11 protein-coding genes are annotated in these 13,975 nt (G+C 56.1%); 6 read left to right on the top strand and 5 right to left on the bottom strand.

The genetic code is table 11. The annotated features are described in order from the left end of the window. The first annotated feature begins 35 nt into the window (after positions 1-35). Entirely contained in the window at positions 36-620 is a 585-nt protein-coding gene (locus DSL70_RS10435) for a TetR/AcrR family transcriptional regulator (RefSeq protein ID WP_119307918.1), read from the top strand. A gap of 326 nt (positions 621-946) precedes the next feature. After that, positions 947-2,926: a bifunctional 2',3'-cyclic-nucleotide 2'-phosphodiesterase/3'-nucleotidase gene (locus DSL70_RS10430; protein ID WP_119307818.1), complete on the top strand. Its 1,980-nt coding sequence runs from the start codon at positions 947-949 to the stop codon at positions 2,924-2,926. A gap of 111 nt (positions 2,927-3,037) precedes the next feature. Here DSL70_RS10430 and DSL70_RS10425 read toward each other — a convergent pair whose 3' ends face one another. Next, positions 3,038-3,718, bottom strand: coding sequence for a D-lyxose/D-mannose family sugar isomerase (locus DSL70_RS10425; protein ID WP_119307817.1), 681 nt, complete (start codon positions 3,716-3,718; stop codon positions 3,038-3,040). A 233-nt stretch (positions 3,719-3,951) separates the two neighbouring features. Here DSL70_RS10425 and DSL70_RS10420 point away from each other — a divergent pair, with 233 nt between their 5' ends. The 4 genes from DSL70_RS10420 (at position 3,952) to DSL70_RS10405 (ending at position 8,801) form a co-directional block, all read left to right on the top strand. Continuing rightward, positions 3,952-4,986 carry a LacI family transcriptional regulator gene (locus DSL70_RS10420; RefSeq protein WP_245418155.1) on the top strand — a complete coding sequence of 345 codons (1,035 nt, stop codon included), beginning with the start codon at positions 3,952-3,954 and terminating at the stop codon, positions 4,984-4,986. Positions 4,987-5,021: 35 nt separating this feature from the next. Next, positions 5,022-5,963 carry a carbohydrate kinase family protein gene (locus DSL70_RS10415; protein ID WP_280955349.1) on the top strand — a complete coding sequence of 314 codons (942 nt, stop codon included), beginning with the start codon at positions 5,022-5,024 and terminating at the stop codon, positions 5,961-5,963. Between the two features lie 248 nt (positions 5,964-6,211). Then, positions 6,212-6,844 carry a TetR/AcrR family transcriptional regulator gene (locus DSL70_RS10410; RefSeq protein WP_119307815.1) on the top strand — a complete coding sequence of 211 codons (633 nt, stop codon included), beginning with the start codon at positions 6,212-6,214 and terminating at the stop codon, positions 6,842-6,844. Positions 6,845-7,553: 709 nt separating this feature from the next. Beyond that, a complete protein-coding gene (locus DSL70_RS10405; RefSeq protein ID WP_162916553.1) occupies positions 7,554-8,801 on the top strand; it encodes a methyl-accepting chemotaxis protein in 1,248 nt (415 codons plus the stop codon). Positions 8,802-8,891: 90 nt separating this feature from the next. Here the strand turns inward: DSL70_RS10405 and DSL70_RS10400 are convergent, their stop codons facing one another. The 4 genes from DSL70_RS10400 to gad are packed head-to-tail and all read right to left on the bottom strand — an operon-like array spanning position 8,892 to position 13,817. Continuing rightward, entirely contained in the window at positions 8,892-10,052 is a 1,161-nt protein-coding gene (locus DSL70_RS10400) for an MFS transporter (protein ID WP_119307813.1), read from the bottom strand. Then, entirely contained in the window at positions 10,049-11,431 is a 1,383-nt protein-coding gene (locus tag DSL70_RS10395; protein ID WP_119307812.1) for a PDC sensor domain-containing protein, read from the bottom strand. Before DSL70_RS10395 ends, DSL70_RS10400 begins: the two co-directional genes overlap by 4 nt. A gap of 18 nt (positions 11,432-11,449) precedes the next feature. Further along, the gene (locus tag DSL70_RS10390; RefSeq protein WP_119307811.1) at positions 11,450-12,514 is read right to left on the bottom strand and encodes a ligand-gated ion channel; all 1,065 of its coding nucleotides are present in this window, start codon (positions 12,512-12,514) and stop codon (positions 11,450-11,452) included. Between the two features lie 10 nt (positions 12,515-12,524). Beyond that, positions 12,525-13,817 carry a glutamate decarboxylase gene (gene gad, locus DSL70_RS10385; RefSeq protein ID WP_162916552.1) on the bottom strand — a complete coding sequence of 431 codons (1,293 nt, stop codon included), beginning with the start codon at positions 13,815-13,817 and terminating at the stop codon, positions 12,525-12,527. Positions 13,818-13,975 lie beyond the last annotated feature (158 nt).

The following is a 13,975-nucleotide window of genomic DNA, read 5'->3' as shown; positions in this document are numbered from 1 at the left end:
TGTCAGTATGATTTGCAAGAGTTATTGTCTCTGCCATGAAAGCTGCTGAAAAATACCGATTGAAGAAGACGACCATTCTAGGGGCGGCGGAACAGCTGTTTCTGGGCCTTGGTTACATGGGCACGACGATGGATGCCGTGGCGGACGAGGCGGGCGTGACCAAACAGACGGTCTATCGCTACTTCCCCTCCAAGGTGGCGTTGTTTTCTGCACTTATTGGTCATTTCGATGAAGATGAAATGGAGTTTTTCTTCGGCGAGGCTGCTGTCGCCGAGGAACTGCGAAGCTATGGTCTTGCTTTTCTTTCCCGCCATATGCAGCCACGCAATCTGGCGCTGTTCCGGCTGATGATTGCAGAGAGCCATGACAGTGGTGAACTTGGGGACATCTTCCGCACGCAGGCGCAGCCCCACTGGTCTGGCAGGCTCATTGCCTATTTGCGCCCGCATGTGCCGGAGGGCAGGGCAGAGGGGCTTGCACAGTTCTACAATGCATTGTTGCTGTCCAAGCGAACCAACCTGCTGATGGGGGGCGGTGACTGCATGTCTCCCGACGAGATTCGCCTCCATGTCGATCAGGCGCTCGACCTGTTTCTGAACGGAGCTTCCCTCAACCGATAACGAAATCTGTGTGGCGTGATGCCTGTCTGCGGACAAGGCGGGATGTTCTGCCGAACGGACGGCCGGTCGGCGTGCTCAGCGACCTTTTATCTGTGACTTTCTGCTTGATTGGCGCAAAGGGCTGTATGCGTCACACTATAAGCACATACACTCTACAACCTGTTTTCAGTATTGGAGCGGGAGCCACTGCGAAGGTTGTCCCGAGGGCAATGTCTTCCGTGGCCCGTCAGTTGGTTCGGCTGCAGTTTGGCCTGTGTCTCGTTCGAAGTGTCCCGTTCGAAGTGTTTTGTTCAAAGCCTTTATTCAAATCCAAGGAGCGCTTGATTATGTCTACACTCTCTCTTTCCCGCCGTCATTTTCTGGCAGGCGTTGCCGGGGCCAGTGCCCTGATCGCCCTGCATCCGTTTTCGGCTTTTGCAAAGGCTGGGCAGGCGCATTTGCGCCTCATGGAGACGACCGACATCCATGTTGCGATTTTCCCCTATGACTATTATGGCGACAAGCCGACGGATTCTGCCGGTTTGGCGCGCACCGCTGCGCTGATCAATGACATTCGCGCCGAGGCTTCCAACTCCATGCTGCTGGACAATGGCGACCTCATTCAGGGCAACCCAATGGGGGACTATGTGGCCTATGAGCGTGGCTTCGAGGGTGATCAGATCCATCCGATGATGGCGGCGATGAATACCCTTGGCTACGACATGGCGACCCTTGGCAACCATGAATTCAACTATGGCCTCGACTTCCTCAACAAGTCTCTGGCAGGGGCCAATTTCCCGTTCGTCTGCGCCAACTTGGCGATGGGGGATACGCTCGGGGCAGACCCGACCAAGGACAAGACGCTGATCAAGCCCTATGCCATTCTTGACCGGAAGATCAAGGACGGGGAGGGCAAGGAGCACGCCATCAAACTCGGTTTCATCGGCTTTGTCCCACCGCAGATCATGACATGGGACATGGCCAACCTGCATGGCAAGGTGATGACCCGCGATATCGTCAAGACGGCGGAAGCCTATGTGCCGCAGATGAAGGAAGAAGGGGCCGACCTGATCATCGCCCTTTGCCATTCGGGCATCGCCGGTGGCGGCTATTCTGAGGGCATGGAAAACGCGTCGCTCTATCTCGCAGGCGTCAAGGACATCGACGTTGTCTTCACCGGGCACCACCATCGTGTCTTCCCCGGCGATTATGCCGATATCAAGGGCGTCGACAATGACAAGGGTACCCTGATGGGCAAGCCTGCGGTGATGGCCGGTTTCTGGGGCTCGCACATGGGGCTGATCGACCTGCTGCTTGAGAAGAACGACGACGGCAAATGGGCCATCGCGTCGCATGTTTCCGAAGCACGGCCGATCTACAAGCGCGAAAAACGCAAGTATATTCCGCTGGTCGAGAGTGTGGCCTCTGTTCTTGCGCCGGTTCAGAAAACCCATGAGGCGACCCTTGATTATATCCGCCGCCCGGTGGGGCAGGCAGCCTCGGCGCTCTATTCCTACTTCGCACTGGTGGCTGACGATCCGTCGGTGCAGATCGTTTCCAACGCCCAACTCTGGTACACCAAGCAGATGCTGACCGGGTCGGAATATGAAAACCTGCCGCTGCTCTCTGCTGCTGCACCGTTCAAATGTGGTGGCCGCGGTGGTCCTGACTATTATACCGATGTGCCTGCCGGGCCGGTTGCTATCAAGAATGTCGCTGACCTCTATCTCTATCCCAACACGGCCCGCGCGGTGAAGGTCACCGGTCAGCAGATCAAGGACTGGCTCGAGCGCTCTGCAGGGATGTTCAATCAGATCGAGGCCGGTTCGAAGGACAAGACCCTGCTCAATCCGGATTTCCCATCCTACAACTTCGATGTGATCGACGGGGTGACCTACAAGATCGATGTTTCGCAGCCTTCGAAATATTCGTCCGACGGCAAGAAGGTACTCAATCCGGATGCCAACCGCATTGTTGATCTGATGTATGACGGCAAGCCGATAGATCTTGCTGCCGAGTTTGTCGTTGCGACCAACAACTATCGCGCTGGTGGTGGGGGCAATTTCCCGGGTTGTGATGGTTCCACCATCATCCTGACGGCACCTGACACCAACCGCGATGTGATCGTGCGGTACATCGTCGAGAAGGGAACCGTCAATCCGACCGCCGATTCAAACTGGTCGCTGGCGCCGCTTGCTGACACGACGGTGCTGTTCGAGACCGGGCCGAAGGCTGCTGCCTTTGTGGCCGAGGTCAAGGCGGTGAAGATCGAGTCGACCGGCGAGACCAGCAAGGATGGCTTCGGGGTCTACCGCATTACGCTCTAAGGTCTGTGTCGTACGCGCATTGCGACGCACAGGTATGAACAGGAAACGCCCGCAGATTAGATCGATCTGCGGGCGTTTTCATTGCCTGGCTGTTACAGAATGACAGATGGCTCAGCTCAGATAGGTGTCATAGTCGGAAACCAGCAGATGGGCGGGCGCTTCGTCTTCCTCGATATTGGAGAAGCGGCCGATGTCGAGCTCGAACCAGTTGTCGGTACGGTCATCATTGACGGTGGAAACCTCACCGATGAGAACGTCGCCTTCCTCGCCCCAGAAGGAATGCCAGACGCCGGGCATAAGGGTGATGCTTTCGCCCGGATCCAGACGGACCCGGCTTCCGGCCGAGAAGGTGCGCAAGCGGCCGTCGATGGGGACCGTGACATCGCTTTGCCGGTCGATCTTGCCTTCTTCATCAGGGGCCCAGAGCTCCAGTACCAGCTTGCCACCACCACGGTTGATGATGTCTTCCGCCTTGATATAGTGGCGGTGCATCGGTGAAATCTGCAATTCGCGGCTGATCATGATCTTTTCGGCATAGAGCATGCCGGTGCCCTTCTTCAGGTCAGCGGCTATGCCGTTGCGGACCGTGAAGAGAAACAGTCCCAGCTCATCGAATTTTTCCTGGCCGTAGTCGGTGATGTCCCAGCCCATGGCCCGCTCCACGAAGAGGCTGTGGTCGGTGGCCTGCATTTCCTCAGGCGAGAGATAGGCGAAGGGGGGGAGAATATAGCCAAATGAACGGATGAAGGCGTCGCTTTCTTTCAGAATTTCGTTGACGTGGGAACGTTTCATGGACTCAGCTCTCTGAACTCAAGGATTTCAAAAAAGGAATTATCGGTTGACCATTGTAGAATTGGCCGCAGTATAGTTGAATCGGCACCAACTTTGTATCGTTACAATAGATAGGTGGGATAAGCGTCTAACTGTTTGTAATCGGCGGAATAATGACGTAGGATTCCTGCCTGACCTGAAGGTTACGTCTTAATTTCGGTCGTCCCGTTTCCATGCGTTGTCAAAGGGATCTCATGCAGCAAGGGTCTAGCAAGCCAACACAGAAAACCATTGCGCAAATCATGGGGCTGGCGGTGACCACCGTGTCCCGTGCGCTCAAGGGAGACCCCAAGATCGCTGAAGCGACGCGGCAGCAGGTGGCAAAGGTTGCCGAAGAAGTTGGCTATGTGCCTGACCGGGCTGCCCAGCGCCTCAGAACCGGCAAGACGCGGGTGATCGGTCTGGTGCTGAGCTCACACGATGAGCTTTTTGGTTTCGGCAGCAGCATGATTGAGGGATTGACCCGGTCGCTGGCCGGAACGGGCTACCACCTCATCGTGACGCCGATGTTTGCCAACGGTGACGAAATGGCACCGATCAAGCATGTGGTGCGGAACGGTCTGGCGGACGGGCTGGTGCTGACGCGGACCCGCAATTTCGATGAGCGCATCCGCTTTCTGATGGAAAACAACTTTCCCTTCATCAGTCATGGCCGGACGGATTTTTCCCAGCAGCACAATTATGTCGACTTTGACAACGAGGCTTTTGCCTATCAGGCAGCGAACCGGCTCGCTGCAATCGGCTGCAACCGGCTGTCTATCGTTCTGCCGCCCGAAGGTTTCACCTTTCACCAGCATCTGCGCTATGGCTTTATGCGGGCCGTCCGCGAAGGGGGTCTTGATTATGTCATCCCCGATGTGGTGACGCTCGATTCCAATCTGGAGGCCATTCGCTCGTGGGCCATCGATCTGCTGTCCGATCGCAAGGATACGGACCGGCATGGTTTCATCTTTCCGGGCGAGGCCAGCTATCTGGCGCTGAATGCCGGCTTGCGCAGTGTCGGCCTGAGGCGCAAGGTGCATTATCAGGCGGTGGTCAAGACGAACAACGCCATTCTGGAGCAGATCTCTCCCGATCTCGACCGGATGTATGAGAATGTTGAAAAGGCCGGGGTTCTGATGGGGCAGACCCTGCTGTCCATCCTTGATGGAAGCGCGACCGGAGTGTCACAGATCATTCAGGAGCCGCAAATCAGCTTCCATGATGTGGGGTGGCAGGATCACGCGTGACAAGACAAAACAGTTGACTATGGAGGAGTTGGATCGTGCGCAAAGAGGCGAGGATCATTTGCTGCGGGGAAGCCCTGATCGACATGATACCTGTCGTGGGCGAGGGGGGTGCATTGGCCTATCAGCCCTGTTCCGGCGGAGCGGTGTTCAACACGGCCATCGCGCTGGGCCGGCTGTCGGTGGCCACCGAGTTCCTGACCGGGTTGTCGTCTGATCTGTTCGGTGAGCAGATCACCAGAACGCTGGATGAAAGCGGCGTCGGGGCAAGCCTTTGCAAGCTGAGCAAGCGACCGACCACGCTGGCCTTCGTCAAACTGGTCGATGGTCACGCCACCTATCATTTTTATGACGAGAATTCAGCGGGCCGCATGTTTTCGATCGAGGATGTGGGGGCGGTACCCGCGTCCATCGATGCGCTTTTCTTCGGTGGCATCAGTCTGGCTGTCGAGCCCTGCGCGCGCACCTATGAGGCGCTGGCTCTTCGCGAGGCTGAGGGACATGTCATCATGATCGATCCGAATGTGCGGCCAGGTTTCATCGAAGATGCCGATGTCTATCGTACTCGTATCCGTTCGATGATTTCGCACAGTGACATCGTCAAGCTGTCGGATGAAGACCTTGCGTGGTTTTTCCCTGACCTTGAGGGCATGGCTGCGCAGGTGGCAGAAGTGAAGGCCCTTGGGCCATCCATCGTCCTCATCACCAGGGGAGCCGATGGCGCGACGGCCTATCTTGCCGATGGACGAGAGATATCCGTTGCATCCGAGCGGGTCACCGTGGTCGATACTGTTGGGGCTGGGGATACCTTCAATGCTGGCATTCTGGCCAAGCTCCACGAGATGGATCTGCTCGACAAGGCGGCACTGAAGGGTATTTCCGACAGCCAGATTGCTGACGCCATGGCCTTTGCAGCCAAGGTTGCTGCCGTTACCGTATCGCGCAAGGGAGCCAATCCGCCTTGGGCTAGGGAGCTTTGAGAGGATAGCTTTCAGGCTCAAAGCCGGAATAATCGGTCAATGATGAAAGGCATGCTGCTTAGGCGGCGTGCTTTTCGTATTTTGGGGTTTGCGATCGGTGGTCGCGATCACATTATTGGCATTTGTACCTTTGAATGCGAATTGTCGGGTTTGACAATCTTGTAATATAGGGAACCAGACCGTATCTAACCCCACAGGTGGTCGCATTCGCAAAGTGACAATGCTGTGTTTGGTTAGCGGAGGAAGATGTGAGCGAGAAGAAGACAAGGCGCCGAGGCGAAGCACTCGAGCATGCCATTCTGGACGCGGCCTGGGAGGAAGTGGTCGTTCACGGTTTCCAGCATTATACGGTGGAAGGCGTCGTCAAGCGCGCCCAGACCAGCCGGTCTGTTGTCTACAGGCGCTGGTCCAACAAGATCGAGCTTTTTGAAGCTGCCTTGTTGCATTATTTTCAGCAAAACAGGCCGGCTGTTCCAGATCAGGGATCGCTAAGGGATGATCTTGTCAGTTTGCTGGATGAGGTCTGCAACATGCGCGGCCACATGATGATGATCCTCGCTTCGCAGATGGTTGAATACTATCGGGAGACGTCCGTTCGACCAGTCGATCTGAGGGAAAAAATCACCTTGGCCAGCAACTCTGTGCTCGACAGGATTCTGTTCAGGGCTGTGGAGCGCGGTGAAATCAGCTCGCAGCCATTGCCTGCACGGCTCAAGCATTTGCCGTTTGACCTGTTGCGGAGCGAGTTTTTCATGACTTGGCAGCAACCGGACAAATCAAAGATCGTCGAAATCGTCGATATGATCGTGATGCCTGCCATCGAGTATCAGCAGAAGTTGCTGATGGATGAGGCCATGCGAACCTACGCGCTGTCCCGATAGGGCTCTTCGGAGTCTGGTTTCCTGATAGCGATCTCCATTTCCCTCTATCTTTGCACGGCTTTCTGAGCAGGCATGGATCCGCATAATATATGACCAAATGACTGAAATTTCATCAGTCTCTAGCCTTTTGGGGCGCTTTGCACAAATTCTGTGTTAGAGTTGTATTGTTAAATGTACTAGTGCGGTTGACCTTCTTTTGCTAATAATCCTAGCTGAATTTGCAGAAAAGTGGGCTTTGCAAGTTTGTGCATGCCAGATTGGGCTTGAACAAGCTTGGTGTTTGGCCTGCCTTTTAAAGCCGGATCAGGATTAAAGAGTTCCCGTGGGGGGACTGGTGATGGGGTGCCTCTTTGATGCTCTTGTTCTGCGAGAGTGCCGGGTGCACCCCATCGTGTTATCAGCGCCGGGCAAACACCGATAGGTTTGGTCGGAGCCACTTTCCTTGCCGCATTCCCGCTGCCGTTAGGTGTGTCGACGCTTCGTAGCGTCACATTCAGACTTTCTCTTTCTTGCCAAAACTCGCTGCGTCAAGAACGCGCGGCATGGTTTTGTACTTTTCTGTTTATCGCAAAACTTGCGACTTCATGGTTAACCTGTTGTCAAATGGTGCAGTTGCATGGTTGCACCCAAACAATCCGATTGTGCGCGGTTGCGCGGGAGTAGAGCGATGTTTGGGCTAGGGAAAAAGAAGGCAGCGACCGGACCTTCCATGAATGATCTGGTGGCTATTGCCATGGGTGAATCTCCATCCGGAGTTTACATGAATTGTCTGGCGCCCGGTCGCCAAGGTATCGTCTACGCCAACAAGGCCTTTCTATCGGCATCCGGCTTTCCGTCTCTTGAGGCTGTTCAGCGCCGTCGGGTTGAACAGCTTCTGGCCAAGGAACAATATGGCGGCAAACCGGTGTTGGATATGACCCGGATGGTTGAGGATGCGATCAGCAAGCGCGGCAAGTGGTCGGGTCGCATCATCTACAACAAGGCTGATGGCAGCAATTTTGGTGCTCTGACCGATGTGTCAATCGCTGTGATTGACGGCGTGCCCTATGCCTGCGCCGTGTTGCAGGATGCCGAGAACAGTGAAGCCGCATTCAATCAGAACCGAAAGTTTCAGGCTCTGTCCGGAACCTTTCAGAACAGTGTTGGTAATGTGGTCCAGTCTATCGAAACTGCTGCCTGCGACTTGCAGGGGACTGCCGAGCAGATGATCGGGGATGCCCGCCGTACCAGTGGTGAAACCTCGGCGCTGTTCTCGTTGACCAATCAGACCGTTGAGAATATGCGCTCTGTTCAGGCCGCAACCGAAGAGCTTTCCGCGTCCATCGAAGAAATCGGGCGGCAGGTTTCAACCTCTACCCAGGTGGTGCACGAGGCCTCGGGACAGGCTGAGGCAACAACCAATGTGGTCAGCGAACTGGCCACATCGGCAAGCCGCATTGGTGATGTCATTCGCCTCATTCAGGAAATTGCCGAACAGACCAACCTGCTGGCGCTCAACGCCACGATCGAGGCAGCGCGTGCCGGTGAAGCCGGGCGCGGCTTTGCTGTTGTGGCAGCCGAGGTGAAGGATCTGGCAAACCAGACCGCGAAGGCAACCGAGGAAATTTCCGGCCAGGTTTCGGCGATCCAGACGTCAACCAGCCAGACGGTTTCCGCGATCGAGAAAATTGCAGGCACGATCACCCACATAACAGACATTTCCTCGTCTATCGCCACGGCTGTGGAGCAGCAGTCAGCAGCGGCCAAGGAAATCGCCGACAATGTGATCCAGGCCTCCAGCGGCGCCGAGAAGATCAACACTGCTCTGCAGAGCGTCGAACGGTCAGCACGGGAAACCGAGGCGGCGGCAAAACTGGTTTCCGAGCGGTCCGGCCATCTGAGCGGTCAGTCCAATGATCTCAGCCAGCATGCAGGCAAGTTCCTCAGTGCTCTGGACGAGACCTATCAGGTTCTCTAGGAACTCCGGTTTCATTTGAGACGAAACGAAAAAGGGGCCGCAAGGCCCCTTTGTTCTGTCTGACTTTATCAACTGCTTCACGCTGTGCGGTCAGATCGTTGCATCCGCTTCCTTCGTGTTGAGGCGGGACCCCAGTGCCGTGAAGAGATAGACCAGATAGACCATGGCGGCGATCACGATGGTGTAGGAAAGCCCCTCAGCACCGATGAAGTCCATGCTGGTTCCGATGATGCACAGTCCGACCATGCCGCCGATGGCGTCCATCAGCGTATAGGTCATGTTGGCGGACATCTGGTCTTCCTGCCGGAACTGTTCGCCGATGATGTTCAGCCCAAGAGCGTAGATGCCCCCCATGCAGCCGCCCCAGAGGTAGAGCAGCCCCAGAGCCACCAACAGGTGCGAGTAGATGGCCAGTGACAGGAATGAGGCGCAGAAGACCGAAGTACAGACGCAGATGAAGACCAGACGATAGTGGTTTATGAAGGCGGAGGCCGTGCTGACCAGCATGCCGAGTGTCACGCTGCCGAGCATGAACATGGTCAGCAGCAGCGCGGCATCTTCAGCCTTGAGGCCGTTCTTGATGCCATAGATGGTGAGGAACGACGGCAAGCCAAAGAAACAGAAGCCGCCAACGATAGCCGAGAGCATGATCAACCTTGCATGCCTGAACACGAAGCCGATGCGGGCCTTCTTGTCTGTATGGAAGGAGGGGCGGCTCTTGAGCACGGTCAGCATGACGAGCAGCACGACCAGCGAAATGACCCCGCTCATGAGGAATGGCATGTGACTGTGCATGTCGGTAAGGCGCAGCAGGAGAGGGGCAAGAGCAACGCCCAATGACAGGGCCGATGAATAGAGCCCCATGATCAACCCCTTCAGCTTGCCGGTCGAGACCATGTTGAGCCATGTCTGCAGGACGACCAGCAGCGCGCTGGTGGTCAGGCCATAGAGAAACATGCCACCAATCCAGCCGATGATCATGTCGTTGCCCGAAAGGAAATAGACCACGGCGAAGCGGGTGATCGAGCAGATGATGATGGTGTTGATGACGCCGAATTTCTTGACGACCGTGGATATGCGGCTGGAAAAGACGATGAGGGCAAGGATGTCGCATGACATCACGAAGCCGATCAGTGCGTTGGTCACGCCCTGCGACTGCAGGACCAGCGGAAAGGTGATGTAGTTGATGCCTGAGGAGAGCTGAATACCAAAGGCGGCGAGCACCAGAATGAAGGGTGTGATCTGTTTCATTCGGCTGCCACCCCGGCTTTCAGGTCGGCGGCAAGGTTGTTTTCATCAAGTAGGGTTTCGCGGCTCTTGCTGAGTGTGAGGTCAACCTCAAGCGCTGTTGCTGCCCCCGTCTGTTGCCACTGGACCTTGCCGCCCATTGAGCGGATGATCTTGATGCAGGTGAAAAAGTCGAGATCTTCCACGCCAGTGTTTGCCGCAGCCGTGAGGTCTGGTGCAAGTGTCTTGTCTGCCTCGGAGAGCGGATGGGCCAGCGTGGGGGCGCTAATGGTCAGGCGCAGCAGGATGTCGCCGACGCCTTCTGCCTGTTGGTGAAGCGCAAGGGTTATCCTGCCAGTCCTGCTGATGGTCTGAAAACGGCTGACGAGGCCGACAATCAGCTTTTCAAGGCATGCCTGATCGCTCGAAAGGACTTGCGGGATCGTGGCATCTCTTGAAAGTTCCACACCACCTTTCAGCACAGCGGCGGAGGCGACACGCTCTAGCAGGGTGTCGAGATTGAAATTGTCTTCACCGGTTGGCTTTTGGGACGACACCTTGAGATAGGCAAGCCAGCCATTGATCCAGCGCACCGTTTCTGCTTCTTTCGTCCGCTCGGCGATGGCTTCAACAAGTGAAACGAAGCCCTTGGTCGTTGTCGCGAGGCGTTGGTCGTGCTGGGCCAGCTCTTTGCACAGCGCACCGTTCGAGGCCGCAAGCCAGACAGTGTATTTGCGTGAAAGCCATGTGAGCAGACCGATGATCAGGCCGATGAAAATGACGATGAAGGCGGTTTTTTCAAAGGCAAGGCGGATGGGATAGATCCGCTGGTAGAAATCATCGAGCTGCAGGTCCATGCCCAGTACGCCGACAAAGCGTCCCTCCGCGTCATGGAAGGGTGCATAGGCGCTGATGAAGGTGCCCCATTTGTCGGTATAGGGGTCGGAGACCACCGTTGTCTGGGTTTTCAAGGCTGTGATCAGTTCGGGTGCGGCGTCGTCATAGAGCTCCATTAGTGCTGGCGGTTGGTCGGGCTGGCCGTCGCCGTCATTGTCGTTCTGGGGGCTCGGGTTGAGGACAAAATAGACCCGACCGTCCTTGAGGATGTTGGTGTAGATATAGCGGATGTTGGTGGATGCCTGCCGGATCCGTTCCAGCGGCTCGATGGCGGAAAGATAGGCCGGATCGGTGTGGGCGGTGTTAGCCGTGAAGGTCCTGTGCAGATCGCCGTTGATGGTTGTTGCCGCCGCCGAGACATTGGAGAGCAGGCCGATCTTGATTTCCTTCTCCAGCACATCTTCGGACTTGCTGTAGATGAGAAACGCCAGAAAGCAGATCAGGGAAACCACAAGGCTTGAGAGGATGATGGCCTCAAGCTTTGGGCGCGTCTTGATGATTTCCATGGGCAAATTCTAAACGGGCTAGAGGTTGAAATAGCGGACTTCGAAGGCAATGATGAGGACGATGCTCAGCGGATAGAGATAGCGGGACATCCGCATCAGCCTTGCCTTGTCGAACGTATCGGATTTCCTGACCAGCAATTCAGCGGCGATGATGACCACCATGCTGGCAAAGATGCTCAGATAACCGAGGATCGTGAGCATGCCCATGAAGGTGGTATAGGGCAGCCGGGGCAACAGGCTGGTCGCTTGAAAGGTGAAAGCAACCACTGTCAACATCAGTGTGAAGGCGATCGAGATATTGGTCAGGAAATCATCGACCCAGAACACGCACCAGGATGAGGTGATGATCAGGATTAGCGGCAGCATGAAGTTCCAGATGTAGTAATCGCACTTGCGCTCAAGGGTGATTGTCAGATTGTAGCGGGAAAACTCGGTCTTGCTGCCGTCCTCTGTGAGGTGGGAATAGTCCTGGTCCGTGACGGCGACCTGTTTGTCGACGATATTCCACTCGGCCAGCATCTCCTGATTGACCAGTTCCGGGTAGACCTTCGGGTTGACAAATTCGAAGTGGGTCTTGTCGAAGGAGAAGGACTCCAGCTCGATGGCCAGTTTCTGTGTGTCAAAGGGAAACTTGCGGAAGTCCATGGCGGTCGAGAAGGTGGCCTGAAAGCGCTCGTTGTAGAGCACGGTGCCATCGGCACTGGTCACCACCTGCCGGTTGGCAACGCTCCGGTCACCGACGACATTGATGAACTCGATGGCGGGAATGCGGATGCCCTCGGCCTTGAGATCATCGATAGCGTCATTCTCGTAAATATCGGGAAGAGCCACGCCTGATCGCATCCGCTCGGCCAGCGCCTTGTCCTTCCAGGAAACAACCAGATAGCCATCGATGACATAGGTTTCGTTGAGTTCGTTGAACTCGTAGATCTTGTTGATGTTGATGGCGACACTGGCCTTGGTGGCCTCTTTGAAGGCAGGAGCGGTCGTCGGCTCTGCGGCGCAGGTTGGCGAGAGCAGTAGAAGCAGGGCGACGAGCGTCTGAACCAGATGAGACATAAGCGAGCGGAAACGGGTTGTCATGTCTGGCCTCCTAACCTGCCTGCCGATAGAGACAGGTTTGGGGGGAGAGCGAGGCGACAGCTTCGGCGATATCTGTCAGTAGTGCTTCAAGCCGCTCACGGGACATGTCTTCGCGGATGACAATGCGCATCGCCTTGCACTCTATGCCTGCGGGCATCTGGTAGAAGGGCAGCATCCAGCCTTTTGATCGCAGGGCGCTGGTAAAGTCCGCTTCCCGTCCTTCAAGACCCGAGGTGAAGCTGAAGGCGATCACCGGCAGGGTGAGGTCGCTGATCAGTTCGAAACAGCCCATGGCTTCAAGGCCGGAGGCGACATGACGGGCATTCTTGAGGCACTTCTCGATCACTGCGCCATAACCTGCCCGTCCGTAATGGAGGAAGTTGAAATATTGGGCGATGACCAGCGATGACGAGCGCGAGAAGGAAATCGCATAGGATTGGGTGTTACCGGTGAGATAGCTGGCGGTCATGTTCATATGCTCGGGGATCATGGTCTGATCGCGCAGCATGAGCCAGCCGAGACCGGGGTAGACCAGTCCGAACTTGTGGCCAGACAGGTTGATGGAGCGCACCAGCGGCAGGGCAAAATCCCACACCGGTTTCCGGCTGTTGGTGACAAAGGGCAGGATGAAGCCGCCGATCGCGCCGTCGACATGAATGCCGACGTTCCAGCCGTTGCGGGCGTTCATTTCCATCAGGGCGCCATTGATCTCCTTCACCGGATCGCAGAAGCCGGAGAAGGTGGAGCCCATCACGGCGACAACGCAAATGGTGTTTTCATCAATGAGCGACAGCATGGCCCCTAGGGGATAATTGTTGATGCCATCGAAGGGAGCTTCGCGCACTTCGACACCCAGATAGAGGGCAAATTTGCGCCAGACCAGATGGGCGTTGGTGCCAAGGACGATATTGGGAATGCCGCGCGGCTTTCGGCTCTCGGTCGTGGTTCCTGCCTGCCAGAGCCACTTGTGCATGAGCATGGCTATGGCACAGGCTTCCGACGAGCCCGATGTGGAGGTGCCTGCGGCATGGGCCGGGTCGGGCGCGTGGAGAAGGTCGGCGATGGTGGCGACAAGCTTTTTGTGAATGCTGGTCGTTTCACCATATTCATTCTGGTTGGCGAGATTCTTGCCAAGGGTGTCGCAGATGAGGCGGTTGGCTTCCGGCTGCATCCGGACGGCGGTGAAGCTGCCCAGATCCTGATAGGGATTGCCGTCTCCGGCCAGTTCTTCCGTTATCTGCTGATAGGCTTTTGCCGGAGCCATGCCATATTCGCTCAGGCAACTGACGAACGCTTCTTCCATTGACTTCTTCCATCGTCCATCAGCTCGGTCTCTGGCGGCTTGCTCATGCGAGCCGGTGCGCCTGGCGGAGCTGATGTCCATACTCTGGTTTACTCAGCCAGCCCCTATTGAAACCGGTTCTGGCCATCAATGGTTGTAGCCATGGAAATCTAAGATTC

Source organism: Cohaesibacter haloalkalitolerans, from assembly GCF_003574655.1.
GTDB lineage: Bacteria > Pseudomonadota > Alphaproteobacteria > Rhizobiales > Cohaesibacteraceae > Cohaesibacter > Cohaesibacter haloalkalitolerans.
This window is presented reverse-complemented; position numbering and strand designations above follow the sequence as displayed.